Here is a 14,909-nt window from a genome sequence, read left to right on the forward strand (position 1 = left end):
CCGGTGCGGACAACGCAAAGCGAGCCAGTGTCAGGAACACGGAGAAATGAGGTCGGCCGTGACCACCGAAGAGTTCCAGCTGCCCCGGTCCCGGCAGGCGAACGAGCGGCTGCACGCCGTGATCCCCGGGGGCGCGCACACGTACGCCAAGGGCGACGACCAGTACCCCGAGAACCTGGCCCCGGTCATCAGCCACGGCCGCGGTGCCCACGTGTGGGACGTCGACGGCAACCGCTACATCGAGTACGGCTCCGGCCTGCGGTCGGTCAGCCTCGGCCACGCCCATCCCCGCGTGATCGAGGCGGTGCGGCGGGAACTCGACCGCGGCAGCAACTTCGTCCGGCCGTCCATCATGGAGGCCCAGGCCGCGGAACGCTTCCTGGCCACGGTGCCGACCGCCGAGATGGTGAAGTTCACGAAGAACGGCTCCGACGCCACCACCGCCGCGGTGCGCCTCGCCCGCGCCGCCACCGGGCGCTCACGGGTGGCCATCTGCGGCGACCATCCGTTCTTCTCCGTCGACGACTGGTTCATCGGCACCACGCCGATGTCCGCGGGCATCCCGGCGGCGACCACCGAGCTCACCGTGGCGTTCCCTTATGGGGACTTGGCCGCCACGGAGGAACTGCTCGCCCGGTACGAGGACGAGGTCGCCTGCCTGATCCTCGAACCTGCCGGCCACACCGAGCCGCCGCCGGGATACCTCGCCGGCTTGCGCGAACTGGCCGACCGGCACGGCTGCGTACTGATCTTCGATGAGATGATCACCGGCTTCCGCTGGTCCGAGGCGGGCGCCCAGGGCCTGTACGGCGTCGTCCCCGACCTCTCCACGTTCGGCAAGGCACTGGGCAACGGGTTCGCCGTCTCCGCGCTGGCCGGGCGCCGCGACCTGATGGAGCGGGGCGGGCTGCGCCACTCCGGTGACCGGGTGTTCCTGCTGTCCACCACGCACGGTGCGGAAACGCACTCGCTGGCCGCCGCGATGGCCGTGCAGACCGTCTACGCCGAGGAGGGCATCACCGCGCGACTGCACGCCCTCGGCGAGCGGTTGGCCGCCGGTGTCCGCGACGCCGCGGCGAGCATGGGCGTCGGCGACCACGTCCTCGTCCGGGGCCGGGCCAGCAACCTGGTCTTCGCCACCCTCGACGAGGACCGGCAGCCGTCGCAGCAGTACCGCACCCTGTTCCTGCGCCGCCTCCTCGCGGGCGGGGTACTGGCCCCGTCGTTCGTGGTGAGCAGCGCACTCGACGACGCCGACATCGAGCACACCGTCGACGTGGTGGCCCAGGCGTGTGCGGTGTACCGGAAGGCACTGGACGCCGCCGACCCGACTCCCTGGCTGGGTGGACGGCCGGTGAAGCCGGTGTTCCGCCGCTTGGCGTGATGTGACGTCAACTACCCTTCTGGCGGCCGGCGTCGGCCATCCGATCGGTCAGCCATGCGGTCGCCGGTATCACCGCCAGCGCGGTGCACCAGCCGCCGAGGACGTCGGTCGGGTAGTGCGCGCCCAGGACGACCTGCGCCCAGCCCATGGCGGCGCCGGCAACCAGCGCCGCGGCGAGCACGAGCAACGTACCGGCCGCCCTGCCGAGGCCGAGCCGGCCGGTCACGAGCAGCGCCACCGTGAGGGTGAGCGCGGTGAAGAAGGCGGTGTGCCCGCTCGGGTAGGACAGGTTGTCGTCGCCGTGGATGGTGCGTCCCACCAGGGACTTGAGCAGCGTCGCCGTACCCACGGCGACGACGGCCCCGGCAACGACGAGCACCGCTGCCCGAGGACGCCGCAACAGCAGGCAGCCCGTCACGATGACCGCGACCAGCATCACCGACCCGGCGGGGTTCCCCAGGAAGTCCAGGGCCAGAGCGACGTGCCGCCACGGCGGCCGCACGCTGTCCGCCGTCGGATCGGCGATCCACCTGTCCACCGTGCCGGGTTGGCCGTGACCGGCGTACAGGACCCCGAGCGCGACGACCACCAGCGCGGCGAGGGCCGTGATCGGCCCGAGCGGCGCGCGCAGCGATGCGGGCAGCACCGCGGGAGCCGGCAGGCCGGTTGTGGTGATCTGGCGCCAACTCCCCACGGACAAGCCCCCCGTCAGCCTGCGTAGCCTCTCTGCGTACCACCCTAGCCAACAAGTGGGAGCTCAGCGGGACTTCTGTACGCGGGTGGTGGCGGCCCCGAGAACCGCGCCGTCGGCCCCGGCCGGCGCGACGTCCGGCACCGGGGCGCCGTGCTGGTCGACCAGGGTGGAATGGGTCTCGCCCGGGCCGTAGGCGTGGCGCTCCCCCCACTGGCGCAGGGTGAGGATGACCGCGAAGAGGTCGTGCCCGGCATCGGTCAGCACGTATTCCCGGCGGCGGCCCGACGGCGCGGTGTGCTGGGCGAGGAGTCCGTGAGCGGTGAGCTTGCGGAGCCGGTCCGTGAGGATGTTGCGGGCGATGCCGGTGCGTCGCTGGAACTCGGTGAACGACCGTGCCCCGTCCATCGCGTCGCGGACGACGAGCAGGCTCCACCTGTCGCCGACGAGGTCGAGCGTGCGGGCGACGGGGCAGTCGGGGTCGGTCCATTCGGAGTTCGGGGCGCACGCGGTGGTACGCGACATGACACCTCCCGATGAGTTGCGGATCGAAACCATCATGCCGTACGGTCAAATCGGTTGCAATCTGCTACCGATTGGGGATGGGGTGCGATGAACACGTGGCGGCGTCTGCTGCTCGCGGTGGTGTGCGGTGTCGCGGTGGCGAGCATCTATGCCGCGCAGCCGGTTCTCGGGCCGATGGGACGCGATCTCGGTCTGTCGGCGGATCTCTCCGGATGGATCGTCTCGACCGGCCAGTTCGGCTACATCGCGGGGCTGTTGCTGCTGGTGCCGCTCGGCGATGTGGTGGCCGACAGGCGCAGGCTCATTGCCGTGCACCTGGCCGTCACCGCGGCGGGCATGGTCCTGACAGCCGCGGCGTCGGCCGCGTGGACGGCGTTCCTCGGGCTCGCGGCGGCCGGGGTGTTCGCGGTGGTGGTGCAGACCACGGTGGCCTACGCCGCGTCGGTCTCGCCGCCTGCCGAACGCGGACGGAACATCGGAGTCGTGACCTCGGGCGTCGTGATCGGCATCCTGGGTGCACGGGTCGTCACCGGCGCGCTCGCCGACGTGTGGAGCTGGCGGGGCATCTACGTCCTGCTCGCGGCGCTGTCGGTCGGGCTCGCGGTCCTCGTCCTCGCCGTGCTGCCGCCGGACGAACGCCCCGACGGACACGCGGGTCCGGGGTATCGGCAGACTCTCGCCTCACTCGGCGGACTGTTCACGGAGCGCCTCTTCCTGACGCGCGGGCTCATCACGTTCTTCCTGTTCGCGTCGTTCGGAACGCTGTGGAGCGGAGTGGCCCTGCCGCTGGCGGACGCGCCGTGGCACCTGAACGAGAGCGAGATCGGACTGTTCGGCATCGCCGGCGTCGCCGGTGCGCTCGGCGCGGCACGTGCCGGACGGTGGGCGGACGCGGGACGGGCGATCCCGGTCAGCGGTCTCGCACTCGTCCTGCTGATCGCCTCATGGGCGGCGATCGGGCAATTGACGTGGGCCCTGTGGCTCCTCGTCATCGGCATCGTCGTCCTCGACTTCGCCGTCCAAGCCGTCCACGTGAGCAACCAGCACCTGCTCACCTCCGCACACCCGGACCGCCTCAGCAGCGTCATCGGCAGCTACATGGTCTTCTACTCGCTCGGCTCCGCCCTCGGCGCGGCCGCCACCACCTCCGTCTGCACGTCCCTCGGCTGGACGGGCTCCAGCCTCCTAGGGGCCGGCTTCGCGGCCTGCGGGCTGACCGTCTGGGTGGCCGCCGGTGGTCCGACACCCGTCTCCGCCGTGCGGCAGAGAGGGACCCTCCCTGCGAACGATGCCTGTGGGAACCGGCGTTGACGATGATCAACGGGCATCCCGAAGCCCTCCGATCGGAGCCCCGCATGCTGAACAGGACCCTGCGCGCCACCGCCCTCCTCGCCGTCGTGGCCGCTGTCGCCGCGCCCGTCGCCGTCGCGGCGCCTGCGCGGGAGACCACTACCGTCTCCTCTCTCTCCTCGCTCTCCTCACTCAAGGGCGAAGCGCGCATGGACTACCCCGTGGCGAACCAGGAGGTCCGGGTGTCCGTCGACGCCCGCTCCACGTACACCGTCGGCAGCATCCCGCAGCGCTCCTGGGGCACCTTCCGCATCTCGCACGCCCAGGACGGCAAGGTCTACTGGGGCGAGTTCAAGGTCGACTGCCTCACCACCGGCGGCCCCACCGCCACCGTCACCGGCCGCCTGGTCCGCACCAGCCCCGGCCACCCCTGGCGCACCGTGCTGGACCCGCACACCCGCATGGGCGTGAGCTTCTTCGTCCCGGAAAAGGGAAAGGGCGAGGCCCGTATCGGGCTCTCCGGAGCCACCAAGAAGGGCGAGCCGCTCCTCACGAAGTGCATGGCACCCGCCGCCGACGCGAAGATCGTCGACGGCGGGTACACCCTGCACGAAGCTCAGCGCGCCCTTCCCCGTGGTTTGAGCGCCACCGGCGGTAGTTGGGGAGCAGGCAGCCGGTCCCCTTCGTAGCCGTGCACCGTGCCGAAGCGGGAGCCGGTCATCCAGTCCGAACGGGCCTGCGCAATGTCCTCGTGGGAACGCCCCACGAAATTCCACCACATGACCACCCGCTCCTCGAACGGCTCGCCGCCCAGCAGCATGAACGCGCTGTCCACGTCGGCGCGCAACGGCAGTTCGCGTCGCCCGCAGCCCAGGTAGAGGAGTGAGCCGGGGGCCAGCCGGACACCGTCGACCTCGGCCTCGCCGGACATGGTCAGGGCCGCGTACTCGAAGTCCGGCTGCACCGGCAGGCGGGCCGAGGAGCCCGTGGGCAGGGTGATGTCGGCGCCGACGAGCGGGGTGAAGGTGGTGGCGGGGGAGCACGCCCCGTCGAGTTCGCCCATGATGACGGTGGCGTCGATGCTGCCGCCCGTCACGCGCGGCAGCTCGGCATGGTGTTCCCACGCGGGGTCCGTGTGCCGGTGGGCGTCGGGCAGGGCCACCCACAGCTGGGCGCCGTGCAGTACGGGAGCATGCTCGCGCGGGGACTCCTCGGAGTGCGCGATGGCGCGCCCCGAGGTCATCAGCCCCAACTGCCCCGGGCGCAGGGTCTGCAGGCTGCCGAGGCTGTCGCGGTGCAGGACCTCGCCGGCGTGCAGCCAGCTGACGGTCTGCAGCCCCATGTGCGGGTGCGGAGCGACCTGCATGCCGGGCTCGTCGGCGATGTCGTCCGGGCCGTAGTGGTCGACGAAGCACCAGGCGCCGATCATCCGGCGGCCGATGCTCGGCAGCAGGCGGCGCACGATCGTGCTCTCGCCGAGCGGTACGTCCTTGGCGGGCAGCAGCTCGCGCACCGGCTGCGCCGTGATGTCCTGGCGGCCGCCGCACCCGGTGGGGGTGGGCTGGAGGTCGAGGTTGCTCATGACGACACCCTGCCACCTCCCGGCCGGACCGGCCGGACCGGCCGGGAGGTCAGTGCAGGGCGCTGAGGCCCGGCACGAACGTCACCAGCACCGGGACGAACGGCACCAGTGCCGCCACGGCCGTCAGCCGCAGCCGGTGTGCGGCGGTGAGCCGGGGTGCGGGGGCCAGCAGCCGGTCCACGCGGCCCGGCAGGTGCGAGGCACCGGCCGGGCAGGGGCCGAACACCCCGCGGTCCTCGTTGAGTTCGACCAGGGCGAGCGCGGTGGTCAGCCGCCCGAAGCGGCGGGAGGCGCAGTCGTCCGCCGCGAGCTCGACCAGGTGGTGCACCTGGTCGCGGAAGGCGGCGAAGACCGGCACCTGGGGGAAGCCGTGGGCCAGCGCCGAGGAGCAGTGCAGCAGCCAGTCGTGCCGGGCCCGGGCGTGTCCCTGCTCGTGGGCCAGCACCGCATCGAGCTGCGTCCCCTTCAGTCGGCGCAGTGCCCCCGTGGTGATCACCAGCTGGGGTGCGGGGCCGCCGCGCAGCAGCCAGGCGTCGGGCCGGTCGCCCTCCAGCACCACGAGCCGCTCCGTGCCCGGCGCCTCTCCGGGCAGCCTGGGGGAGCGGAGCCGCAGTTCGACGCGTCGGCGTCGGCGGCGCGCCCGCGCCCCGCGGACCTCGCGGGTCAGCATCGCCGCCGTCCACACGGCGCCGGACGCAAGGGTGATGGCCAGCGGCGCCGCCCACGCGCTGTGGGCGCCGAGGGCATAGGCCTCCACCACCCCGCGCGGGGCGGGGGCGAAGACGTTGCCGCGGACGGCCTCCCAGGCCTCGGCAGCGCTCAGCGACATGGCGAGAACACAGCACAGCAGCACGGCCGCCACCACGCACTGCCACACCCACAGGGCGACGACCGGCTCGCGGACGGGCCAGTCGGCGCGGGTCAGCACGCGTGGCGCCACGGCCGCCGCCAGTCCGCCGAGGACCAGCAACGCGAGCGTGACCATCATGGCGTCACCCTATGAGCGCACGCCTGTCCGGGGGTACGGCTCGGACGGCGAAGTGACGCAGACCACGGGAACCGTGGACGGCGGCCCGACGACCCGGCGACGCATCCGGCTCACAGCGTGAGCAGCATCGCCAGCATCCCTATCGCCATGGACAACCGGCACGCGGTGGTCAGTTCGCGCCGCCCCGGCCGCTGCGGCCCCCGCGCTGCGCCGCACGCCCACGAGCCCTCGCCCGCGGCGACGGCCGCCGGCACGGGCACGAGGCGCGCCGTGGCCCGCACGGCATAGACCGCGAAGTACACCAGCAACAGCCCGGTCAACAGGGGAGTGCCCGCCGGCTCGTGCATCGATCCGCCCTGCATCGCATGATCGCCGGACGGCGCGCCCGCCATCGCGAGCGCCATGTAGACCATCGCCAACGCCCCCACGGCATGGTGCAGTTGGTGCCCCTCCGCCCGTCGCCGCGCCATGACCAGTGCCCGGCCCCCCGCGGCCCCGAACACCACGGCGAACAGCATCGCCCCCCACGACGTGGCCGCCGGCATCCCGGCCGGCAGTGCCATGGCCGCCATGCCCAGGCCCATCAGGGCGTCTCCTCCCGCGGCCCGGCGCTCCCCCGCTGCGCCGGCCCGCATCCCGAGCAGGCAGTACACGCCCGTGGCAGTGCACAGCACGACGAGCAGCCACCCCACCAACGGCGGTCCGTGCACAGCACACCTCCCCGAACGCATATCCACCCACGGGAGGCTGCCCACCGCAGCCGCTGCACACGGGAGCGCACAGGCGCACGGCGGCAGCGCAACGCCGGGCGGAACATGCGCCCGCGCACGGGGGCGCATTCGGCAGGAGTGCACGGCCGTGAGACCCTCTACGGTGCGTGATCGCGCCCCGAAGGGGCGCGGGGAACTGCGCGACCAGCCACGACGAGCCCGCAGTCGACGCACCGCCCTTCCTGCAGAGCCCTCAGGCCCCGGCTAGATCCCCGGCCGGTACCGCAGCGGATGCCCCTCCGGCACCTCCACCACCGCGATGCGCACCCCGTCCGGATCCGCGATCCACATCTCCACCAGCCCCCACGGCTTGGTCTCCGGCGGCTCCAGGACCTGCACCCCGCGCTGCAGGAAATCCCGGTACGCCTGCGCCGCGTCCGCCACCTGGAACCACAGCTCCAGCCCGGGCCCCGGCGGCCCCTCCGCGCGCCCGGAGACCTCCAGGAAGCCGCCGCCCAGGAAGTAGACCGTGCCCCGCTCGGACCCCGTGCCGAACTCGCGGTAGACCGCGAGCCCCAGTGCCTTGCCGTAGAACTCCCGCGACCGCTCCGGATCGACCGGCCGGAGCAGGACCCTGCTGCTCAGTACGTGCACCATGCCGCGACTGTACGCACAACTGCTCCGTTAGGGTCGTACATACGCCCGAAAGTGCACGGAGAGGATCACGTCATCCATGGAGACCGCCGCCCGTACCGCCGATCTTGCCTTCCGACCCGCGACCGCCGGCGACGTGCCGGCCCTCGTCGCGCTGATCGAGTCGGCGTACCGCGGTGACGACAGCCGTGCCGGGTGGACGACCGAGGCGGACCTGCTGGAGGGCCAGCGCACCGACCCCGAGGGCGTCATGGCCGTGGTGACGCACGCCGGCAGCCGGCTCCTGGTGGCCGAGCGCGACGGCGAACCGATCGCCTGCTGCCACGTCGAACACCGCGGCGGCCACGCCTACTTCGGGATGTTCGCGGTCCGCCCGACCGCCCAGGGCGGCGGCCTGGGCAAGGCCGTGATGGCGGAGGCGGAGCGCGTCGCGCGCGAGGAGTGGGGCGTGCGCGAGATGCACATGACCGTCATCCGGCAGCGCGAGGAACTGATCGCCTGGTACGAGCGGCGCGGCTACCGGCGGACCGGGGAGATGAGCCCGTTCCCCTACGGCGACGAGCGCTTCGGTATCCCGCAGCGCACCGACCTGGAGTTCGAGCTGCTGGTCAAGGGACTGGCCTGAGGCGCGGCCCGGGGCAACGGTTCCGCAGCCCGGTCAGTCGCCCGATCAGTGGCCGGAACGAGCCTAGAACGGCCGGAGGTGTCACAGTGGCTGGAGAGGCCGATTTTCGCTCCTGATCCCTCACACGAGAGAACGGCACAGGAAAATCGGCGCTCAGGCGGGGGCCCGGCAGGATAATTTGTCGATACATCCCTTGAGCCGGAGAAGCTCGCATGGATACGGTGTCTTAACGCGAGGTTCTCCTGAGGAGGGGTAGTGATGACGGAAATTCTTGCGTCGACGGTGGCGAGGACCGGCATATCGGTCGACGAGCGCGTGATCGATCACCCCGCCTGGGGTGCTCTCAAGGCCGCCGTCGAGCGAATCCGGCCCTGGCAGTCGGCGGACGGCTCCATCGACCTCACCGCGGCGGACGGACCCCCGGGCGAGGAGGTCCGCGCCGAGGTCGACAAGGTCGTGACCGCGGTGGAGCAGCTCTCGCCCCTGGTGCCGCACGACGCCGCGTACCACACGGCCCTCGCCGCCGACCTGCGCCGCTGGGCCGACGACGGCTTCGGCGTCCCGGACTTCCTGGACTCGCTGCTGGCCTTCCGGCCCGCCGCACAGCGCGCCGACGGCCTGCAGCACCTGGTGCTCTTCCCGATGTACACGCAGAACGGCAACCCCGACCGCAACCTCGAAGCCGTCGTGCTCCGCGTGGTCTGGCCCGAGTGGCTCGCCGAGCTGGAGCGCACCCGCTACGACAACCCGCTGTTCCTCGGCATCACCTTCGAGGACTTCACCTCCGGCTACGACACCAACTCCGCGGTGCTCTTCCCGGAGACCATCGCCGTCCGCGAGGCCCCCGACCGCTTCACCTGGGGCGGCATCTTCTGCGACCGCGAGGCCGCCCGCTTCCGCCGGGTCACCGAGGCCGCGGTCGACATCCTCGGCCTGGAGCTCCCCGAGGACATCGCCCGCATGGTCGGCGACCAGCAGCGCTGCCAGCAGGCGTTCGTGCTGTGGGACATGGTCCACGACCGCACCCACAGCCACGGCGACCTGCCCTTCGACCCGTTCATGATCAAGCAGCGGCAGCCGTTCTGGATGTACGGGCTGGAGGAGCTGCGCTGCGACCTCACCGCCTTCAAGGAAGCCGTGAAGCTGGAGGCCGACGGCTACGCCCAGGGCCGCGACGTGCAGTACGCCGTGCTCTTCGACCGGATGTTCCGCTTCCCGGTCACCGGCGAGCGCGTGCGCAACTACGACGGCCTCGGCGGCCAGCTGCTCTTCGCCTACCTGCACCGGCACGACGTCGTACGCTGGACGGACAACACCCTGCACATCGACTGGGACCGTGCCCCGCAGGTGACCAACCAGCTGTGCGGAGAGATCGAGAAGCTCTACCGCGACGGCATCGACCGCCCCAAGCTCGTGCACTGGTTCGCCGCCTACGCGCTCGTCTCGTCCTACCTGGCCCCGCACCCCGGCTCCGTATGGGCCAAGGGCCCCGACGCCCTGGACCTGACCCAGCCGCCGCGCAAGCTCGTCGATGACGTGCTGCCGGACGAATTCCCGCTCAGCATGTTCTACGAGGCCCTTGCCAAGAAGCTGCGAGGCGTGATCGCCTCCACGAAGGGGATCACGGCGGACAGCGGCGAGCGGGTCGCCGCGTGAGCAGCAGCGAGAAAGAGGCGACGATCATGAGCACTCCGACGAACGGCAATGGCCGGCTGGACGGCGCGGTCGTGGCGGTGGCGGGAGCGGCCGGGCCTGCGGGCCGGGCGACGCTGCTGCGCCTGGCCGAGGCCGGGGCGACCGTGGTCGCCGCCGATGCGGACGCGGCCCGTCTGGCCGAGGCCGTGGACGCCGCCCGCTACGCGCACGGCGGGGCCACCGTCACCGGTGACACCGTGGACCTGCTCGACCTCGACGCGGCCCGCGCCTGGGCGGACCGCACCGAGAAGGAGTTCGGCCGCGTCGACGGCCTGGTCCACCTGGTGGGCGGCTGGCGTGGCTCGGCCACGTTCGCCGAGACCGACCTCGAGGACTGGGCCCTGCTGGAGAAGCTGCTCATCCGCACCGTCCAGCACACCTCGCTGGCCTTCGAGGGGCCGCTGGCCCGCAGCGGCCGCGGCCGCTACCTGCTGATCAGCGCCGAGGGTGCGAGCAAGCCCACCGCGGGCAACGCCGCCTACGCGGCCTCCAAGGCCGCCGCCGAGGCGTGGACGCTCGCGCTCGCCGACTCCTTCCGCAAGGCGGGGGGCGACAGTGCCCCGCCGGCCGCCGCCGCGATCCTCATCGTCAAGGCACTGGTGCACGACGCCATGCGCGCCGAGCGCCCGAACGCGAAATTCGCCGGCTTCACGGACGTCAAGGACCTGGCCCAGGCCATCGTCGGCGTCTGGGACAAGCCCGCACAGGAAGTGAACGGAACCCGTCTGTGGCTGACTCCGCACGCGTGAACGACACCCCGAACGACACCCCCTCGACCACCGACGCCATACGCCGCCACGACCCCGCGCTGCGGGGTTTCGCCAGTGACAACTACGCGGGCGCGCACCCGGAGGTGCTCGCCGCGCTGGCCCTGGCGAACGACGGTCACCAGGTCGCGTACGGGGAGGACGCGTACACCGCGCACCTCCAGGAGGTGATGCGCCGTCACTTCGGGCCGACGGCCGAGGCGTTCCCGGTCTTCAACGGCACAGGAGCCAACGTCGTCGCCCTCCAGGCGGCGACGGAGCGGTGGGGCGCGGTCATCTGCGCCTCCACCGCGCACATCCACGTCGACGAGTGCGGCGCGCCCGAGCGGGTCGGCGGCCTCAAGCTGCTGACCGTCCCGACCGAGCACGGCAAGCTCACCCCCGAGCTGATCGACACCGAGGCCTACGGCTGGGACGACGAGCACCGGGCCCAGCCGCAGATCGTCTCGATCACCCAGACCACCGAACTCGGCACCTGCTACACGCCGGAGGAGATCCGGGAGATCTGCGACCACGCCCACGAGCGCGGCATGAAGGTCCACGTCGACGGCTCCCGGCTGGCCAACGCCGCGGCCTCGCTCGGCCTGCCGCTGCGCGCGTTCACCACCGACGCCGGGGTGGACCTGCTGTCCTTCGGCGGGACCAAGAACGGCCTGCTCTTCGGCGAGTGCGTGGTCGTCCTGAACCCGGACGCGGTGCGGGCGATGAAGCATCTGCGCAAGCTGTCCATGCAGCTCGCCTCCAAGATGCGGTTCGTCTCCGTGCAGTTCGAGGCTCTGCTGGCCGGCGACCTGTGGCTGCGCAGTGCCACGCACGCCAACGCGATGGCGGCGCGGCTCGCCGAGGGCGTGCGGTCCGTCGACGGCGTGGAGATCCTGCACCCGGTGCAGTCCAACGCCGTCTTCGCCCGGCTCCCGCACGACGTGAGCGAGCGGCTGCAGAAGCGCTACCGCTTCTACTTCTGGGACGAGGCGGCGGGCGACGTCCGCTGGATGTGCTCCTTCGACACGACCGAGGCGGACGTGGACGCGTTCGTGGCGGCGGTGAAGGAAGAGACGGCGAGACAGTAGAAGGTGTTCCCCCGCGCCCCGTTCAGGGCCGCGGGGGAACGTTCGACGAACCGCTCAGCGGCAGCCCTCGGCGTGGGCGGGCGTCGGCGCCGTACCGCCCAGGTGCGCCGGCACCCACCATGTGTCGTCGGAGTTCCGCGGCCGCACCGGATAGGACCGCTGCGCCGCCTCCAGCAGCTCCTGCACCCGCCCCCGCAGCCGCTCGGTGACGGTCTCCGCCGGCTCCGCCGGATCGGCGGTGAGCGGCTCGCCCACCCGTATCGTCACCGGGATGTGGTTGCGGCCGAAGTCGCGCTTGTGGCCCTTGGTCCACAGGCGTTGCGTCCCCCACAGGGCCATCGGCAGCAGCGGCACCCCGGCCTCCTGGGCCAGCCGGGCCGCGCCGGACTTGAAGTTCTTCAGCGTGAACGACTGGGAGATCGTCGCCTCCGGGAAGACGCCGATGATTTCACCCGCGCGCAGCGAGGCGAGCGCGTGCTTGTACGCGTCCATGCCCGCCGCCCGGTCGACCGGGATGTGCTTCATCGCCCGCATCAGCGGCCCGGAGACCTTGTGCCGGAAGACCGACTCCTTCGCCATGAAGCGCACCAGCCGCTTGGCCGGACGCGCGGCGAGGCCGCAGAAGACGAAGTCCAGGTATCCGATGTGGTTGCTCACCAGAACCGCCCCGCCGCGCTGCGGGATGTGCTCGGTCCCCTTGATGTCGAAGCGCAGGTCCAGCGCCTTGAACATGGTGCGGGCGGCGCCGATCACCGGGGGATAGACGAGCTCTGCCATATCGGGAAGATCCTTCCGGGGCCAGGGGAGGGTGCTCCCGGCTGAGATTCTGAAGTTACGCGGCCGTAGGGTTCCGGCTTTCGCCAGATCGTGCCTGAATGCCCGGCCCGCGGGCCAGCCAGGACGCCCCCGGGGCCGGGAGATCCTCGTCACGTCGGCTTGTGCGGATGTGCGGAAGCTACACCCCCGGTCGCTTTCGGGAAATTTCTCCGGCGCGTCCGGTGCTGCAGGATGGCAACGGACCGGACACGGTGACGGACCCGAGGGGTCCAGGGAGGGACGAAGGTGGAGGGGCACCGGAGCGAGGAGCGCCTGAGCGCTGCCGAGATCGGCACGGAGCTGGGGGAACGGGCGACGCTCGTGCAGTTCTCCACGGCCTTCTGCCAGCCCTGCCGGGCGACCAGACGCGTGCTCGCGGACGTGGCGGCCATGGTGGACGGCGTCGAGCACTGCGAGATCGACGCGGAAGCGCGGCTGGAACTGGTCCGTTCCCTGCGGATCGACGCGACGCCGACCGTGTTCGTGCTGGACGTCGACGGCCGGGTGGTGCGGCGCGCAAGTGGCCTGCCGCGCAAGGCCGATGTGATCGCCGCACTGGGCGCGGCGATCAGCCCCTCCCACAGCCAAAGGACGGCTTGATGACGGCCTCGCCCGAGCTCGGCGCACACCCTTCCGGCCCCCTTTCCGACGCTCCGGGCCTGCTGCGCTCGGTCTTCCGCCGGCATGCGGCCGGCGTCGCCGTGATCACTGCGCACGGCCCGCGGCCCGCCGGCTTCACCGCCACCTCGCTCACCTCGGTGGCCGCGGAGCCGCCGCTGGTCTCCTTCGGCGTCGGCACCGGCTCCTCCAGCTGGCCCGTCATCGCCGACGCGGAGCACGTGGGGGTGCACATACTCGGCGAGCACCAGAGCGAGTTGGCGGCCACCTTCGCCCGCAGCGGCGCCGACCGTTTCGCCCCGCCCACCCGCTGGCGGACCGGGCCGCACGGGGTGCCGCTGCTGGAGGGCGTGCTGGCCTGGATGGTGTGCCGGGTGGTGGCCCGGGTGCCCGCGGGGGACCACCGGGTCGTGCTCGCCGAGGCGGTCGCCGGGGACCCCACCGGGGACGGCCGTCCGCTCCTCTACCACCAGGGGCGCTTCAACGGTCTGCGGGACTGATACGTCCCTGCCATGTGCGTTGGGCAGATCACAGCCGCCCTCCCTTGCGCTCGGTCGGAACGCTCGATGTACTGACGAGTAACATTCCGCTCGGGGCGATGATCGTGACGATCACCGCACCGGCCCGGAATACGCCCCACAAGGCGCCTATGCTGCCTGCCAAGGCAGCTTGATAGAGACGATGCAGTAGGAGAGCCGGCGTGAGCTTGAGGATCGTTGTCTGTGTGAAGTACGTGCCCGACGCCACCGGCGACCGGCACTTCGCCGAGGACCTGACCGTCGACCGCGACGACGTGGACGGCCTGCTCTCGGAGCTCGACGAGTACGCGGTCGAGCAGGCGCTGCAGATCTCTGAAGAAGCGGACGACGCGGAGATCACTGTTCTGACGATCGGCCCCGAGGACGCCAAGGACGCGCTGCGCAAGGCCCTGTCCATGGGCGCTGACAAGGCCGTCCACGTCGAGGACGACGACCTGCACGGCACCGACGCGCTGGGCACCTCGCTGGTGCTGGCCAAGGCCGTCGAGCACGTCGGCTACGACCTGGTCATCTGCGGCATGGCCTCCACCGACGGCGGCATGGGCGTGCTCCCGGCGATGCTCGCCGAGCGCCTGGGCGTCCCGCAGGTCACCCTCCTCTCCGAGGTCGCCGTCGAGGACGGCAAGGTGACCGGCCGCCGTGACGGCGACGCCGCGAGCGAGCAGCTGGAGGCCTCCCTCCCGGCCGTCGTGTCCGTCACCGACCAGTCCGGCGAGGCCCGTTACCCCTCCTTCAAGGGCATCATGGCCGCCAAGAAGAAGCCGGTGGAGTCCCTGGACCTCTCCGACCTCGGCATCGAGGCGGACGAGGTCGGCCTGGAGGGCGCCTGGACCACGGTGGACGAGGCCACGGAGCGCCCGGCCCGCACGGCCGGCCAGATCGTCAAGGACGAGGGCGAGGGCGGCAAGCAGCTCGCCGAGTTCCTCGCGGGCCAGAAGTTCATTTAAGCCCGGTA

Annotated in this window: 17 protein-coding genes; 10 read left to right on the forward strand and 7 right to left on the reverse strand. The window is 71.8% G+C overall.

What is annotated here, in order from left to right:
- The first annotated feature begins 58 nt into the window (after positions 1-58).
- The gene (locus tag ACMATS_RS32480) at positions 59-1,384 is read left to right on the forward strand and encodes a glutamate-1-semialdehyde 2,1-aminomutase (RefSeq protein ID WP_414169907.1); all 1,326 of its coding nucleotides are present in this window, start codon (positions 59-61) and stop codon (positions 1,382-1,384) included.
- Positions 1,385-1,391: 7 nt separating this feature from the next.
- On the opposite strand, the gene ACMATS_RS32485 is transcribed toward ACMATS_RS32480, so the two are convergent.
- Together ACMATS_RS32485 and ACMATS_RS32490 are read right to left on the reverse strand one after the other, a co-directional pair.
- Positions 1,392-2,078, reverse strand: a complete 687-nt coding sequence (locus ACMATS_RS32485; RefSeq protein ID WP_414169908.1) for a phosphatase PAP2 family protein — start codon at positions 2,076-2,078, stop codon at positions 1,392-1,394.
- Between the two features lie 63 nt (positions 2,079-2,141).
- Complete coding sequence (locus ACMATS_RS32490; RefSeq protein WP_390776060.1) at positions 2,142-2,600, reverse strand: winged helix-turn-helix transcriptional regulator; 459 nt, start codon at positions 2,598-2,600, stop codon at positions 2,142-2,144.
- A gap of 87 nt (positions 2,601-2,687) precedes the next feature.
- Between ACMATS_RS32490 and ACMATS_RS32495 the strand changes: the two genes are divergently transcribed.
- Both ACMATS_RS32495 and ACMATS_RS32500 read left to right on the forward strand, forming a co-directional pair.
- Entirely contained in the window at positions 2,688-3,911 is a 1,224-nt protein-coding gene (locus ACMATS_RS32495) for an MFS transporter (protein WP_390776059.1), read from the forward strand.
- Between the two features lie 44 nt (positions 3,912-3,955).
- Positions 3,956-4,579, forward strand: a complete 624-nt coding sequence (locus ACMATS_RS32500) for a hypothetical protein (protein WP_414169909.1) — start codon at positions 3,956-3,958, stop codon at positions 4,577-4,579.
- On the opposite strand, the gene ACMATS_RS32505 is transcribed toward ACMATS_RS32500, so the two are convergent.
- The 4 genes from ACMATS_RS32505 to ACMATS_RS32520 form a co-directional block, all read right to left on the reverse strand.
- Complete coding sequence (locus ACMATS_RS32505) at positions 4,507-5,472, reverse strand: pirin family protein (RefSeq protein ID WP_414169911.1); 966 nt, start codon at positions 5,470-5,472, stop codon at positions 4,507-4,509. The two genes, ACMATS_RS32500 and ACMATS_RS32505, sit on opposite strands and share 73 nt — an antisense overlap.
- A gap of 49 nt (positions 5,473-5,521) precedes the next feature.
- Entirely contained in the window at positions 5,522-6,460 is a 939-nt protein-coding gene (locus ACMATS_RS32510) for a M56 family metallopeptidase (RefSeq protein ID WP_390775955.1), read from the reverse strand.
- Positions 6,461-6,570: 110 nt separating this feature from the next.
- Entirely contained in the window at positions 6,571-7,170 is a 600-nt protein-coding gene (locus tag ACMATS_RS32515) for a DUF5134 domain-containing protein (protein WP_390775954.1), read from the reverse strand.
- Positions 7,171-7,434: 264 nt separating this feature from the next.
- A complete protein-coding gene (locus tag ACMATS_RS32520; protein WP_414169913.1) occupies positions 7,435-7,827 on the reverse strand; it encodes a VOC family protein in 393 nt (130 codons plus the stop codon).
- Between the two features lie 76 nt (positions 7,828-7,903).
- On the opposite strand from ACMATS_RS32520, the gene ACMATS_RS32525 reads away from it, so the two are divergent.
- The 4 genes from ACMATS_RS32525 (at position 7,904) to ACMATS_RS32540 (ending at position 11,981) form a co-directional block, all read left to right on the forward strand.
- The gene (locus tag ACMATS_RS32525) at positions 7,904-8,449 is read left to right on the forward strand and encodes a GNAT family N-acetyltransferase (protein WP_390775952.1); all 546 of its coding nucleotides are present in this window, start codon (positions 7,904-7,906) and stop codon (positions 8,447-8,449) included.
- Positions 8,450-8,707: 258 nt separating this feature from the next.
- Positions 8,708-10,105 carry a DUF6421 family protein gene (locus tag ACMATS_RS32530; RefSeq protein ID WP_391156152.1) on the forward strand — a complete coding sequence of 466 codons (1,398 nt, stop codon included), beginning with the start codon at positions 8,708-8,710 and terminating at the stop codon, positions 10,103-10,105.
- A gap of 26 nt (positions 10,106-10,131) precedes the next feature.
- A complete protein-coding gene (locus ACMATS_RS32535; protein WP_390775950.1) occupies positions 10,132-10,893 on the forward strand; it encodes an SDR family NAD(P)-dependent oxidoreductase in 762 nt (253 codons plus the stop codon).
- Positions 10,872-11,981, forward strand: a complete 1,110-nt coding sequence (locus tag ACMATS_RS32540) for a threonine aldolase family protein (RefSeq protein WP_414169915.1) — start codon at positions 10,872-10,874, stop codon at positions 11,979-11,981. Before ACMATS_RS32535 ends, ACMATS_RS32540 begins: the two co-directional genes overlap by 22 nt.
- Positions 11,982-12,035: 54 nt before the next feature.
- Here the strand turns inward: ACMATS_RS32540 and ACMATS_RS32545 are convergent, their stop codons facing one another.
- Positions 12,036-12,758: a lysophospholipid acyltransferase family protein gene (locus tag ACMATS_RS32545; protein ID WP_390775948.1), complete on the reverse strand. Its 723-nt coding sequence runs from the start codon at positions 12,756-12,758 to the stop codon at positions 12,036-12,038.
- 285 nt (positions 12,759-13,043) lie between these two features.
- Here ACMATS_RS32545 and ACMATS_RS32550 point away from each other — a divergent pair, with 285 nt between their 5' ends.
- The 3 genes from ACMATS_RS32550 to ACMATS_RS32560 all read left to right on the forward strand — a co-directional run bounded on the left by ACMATS_RS32550 (position 13,044) and on the right by ACMATS_RS32560 (position 14,901).
- Complete coding sequence (locus ACMATS_RS32550; protein WP_390775947.1) at positions 13,044-13,397, forward strand: thioredoxin family protein; 354 nt, start codon at positions 13,044-13,046, stop codon at positions 13,395-13,397.
- Positions 13,397-13,915, forward strand: a complete 519-nt coding sequence (locus ACMATS_RS32555; RefSeq protein WP_391156144.1) for a flavin reductase family protein — start codon at positions 13,397-13,399, stop codon at positions 13,913-13,915. The genes ACMATS_RS32550 and ACMATS_RS32555 overlap by 1 nt, the downstream gene beginning before the upstream one ends.
- A gap of 200 nt (positions 13,916-14,115) precedes the next feature.
- Positions 14,116-14,901, forward strand: coding sequence for an electron transfer flavoprotein subunit beta/FixA family protein (locus ACMATS_RS32560; protein WP_390775945.1), 786 nt, complete (start codon positions 14,116-14,118; stop codon positions 14,899-14,901).
- The last annotated feature ends 8 nt before the right edge of the window (positions 14,902-14,909 follow it).

Origin of the sequence: Streptoverticillium reticulum (assembly GCF_047456005.1) — a bacterium.
Taxonomy (GTDB): Bacteria; Actinomycetota; Actinomycetes; order Streptomycetales; family Streptomycetaceae; genus Streptomyces; species Streptomyces reticulum.

Bases quoted from the DNA above. Each gene is read 5' to 3' on its own strand.
- ACMATS_RS32500 (WP_414169909.1), top strand. From the start codon at position 3,956: ATGCTGAACAGGACCCTGCGCGCCACCGCCCTCCTCGCCGTCGTGGCC.
- ACMATS_RS32510 (WP_390775955.1), bottom strand. From the start codon at position 6,460: ATGATGGTCACGCTCGCGTTGCTGGTCCTCGGCGGACTGGCGGCGGCC.
- ACMATS_RS32520 (WP_414169913.1), bottom strand. From the start codon at position 7,827: ATGGTGCACGTACTGAGCAGCAGGGTCCTGCTCCGGCCGGTCGATCCG.
- ACMATS_RS32555 (WP_391156144.1), top strand. From the start codon at position 13,397: ATGACGGCCTCGCCCGAGCTCGGCGCACACCCTTCCGGCCCCCTTTCC.
- ACMATS_RS32505 (WP_414169911.1), bottom strand. From the start codon at position 5,472: ATGAGCAACCTCGACCTCCAGCCCACCCCCACCGGGTGCGGCGGCCGC.
- ACMATS_RS32545 (WP_390775948.1), bottom strand. From the start codon at position 12,758: ATGGCAGAGCTCGTCTATCCCCCGGTGATCGGCGCCGCCCGCACCATG.
- ACMATS_RS32495 (WP_390776059.1), top strand. From the start codon at position 2,688: ATGAACACGTGGCGGCGTCTGCTGCTCGCGGTGGTGTGCGGTGTCGCG.
- ACMATS_RS32535 (WP_390775950.1), top strand. From the start codon at position 10,132: ATGAGCACTCCGACGAACGGCAATGGCCGGCTGGACGGCGCGGTCGTG.
- ACMATS_RS32530 (WP_391156152.1), top strand. From the start codon at position 8,708: ATGACGGAAATTCTTGCGTCGACGGTGGCGAGGACCGGCATATCGGTC.
- ACMATS_RS32525 (WP_390775952.1), top strand. From the start codon at position 7,904: ATGGAGACCGCCGCCCGTACCGCCGATCTTGCCTTCCGACCCGCGACC.
- ACMATS_RS32490 (WP_390776060.1), bottom strand. From the start codon at position 2,600: ATGTCGCGTACCACCGCGTGCGCCCCGAACTCCGAATGGACCGACCCC.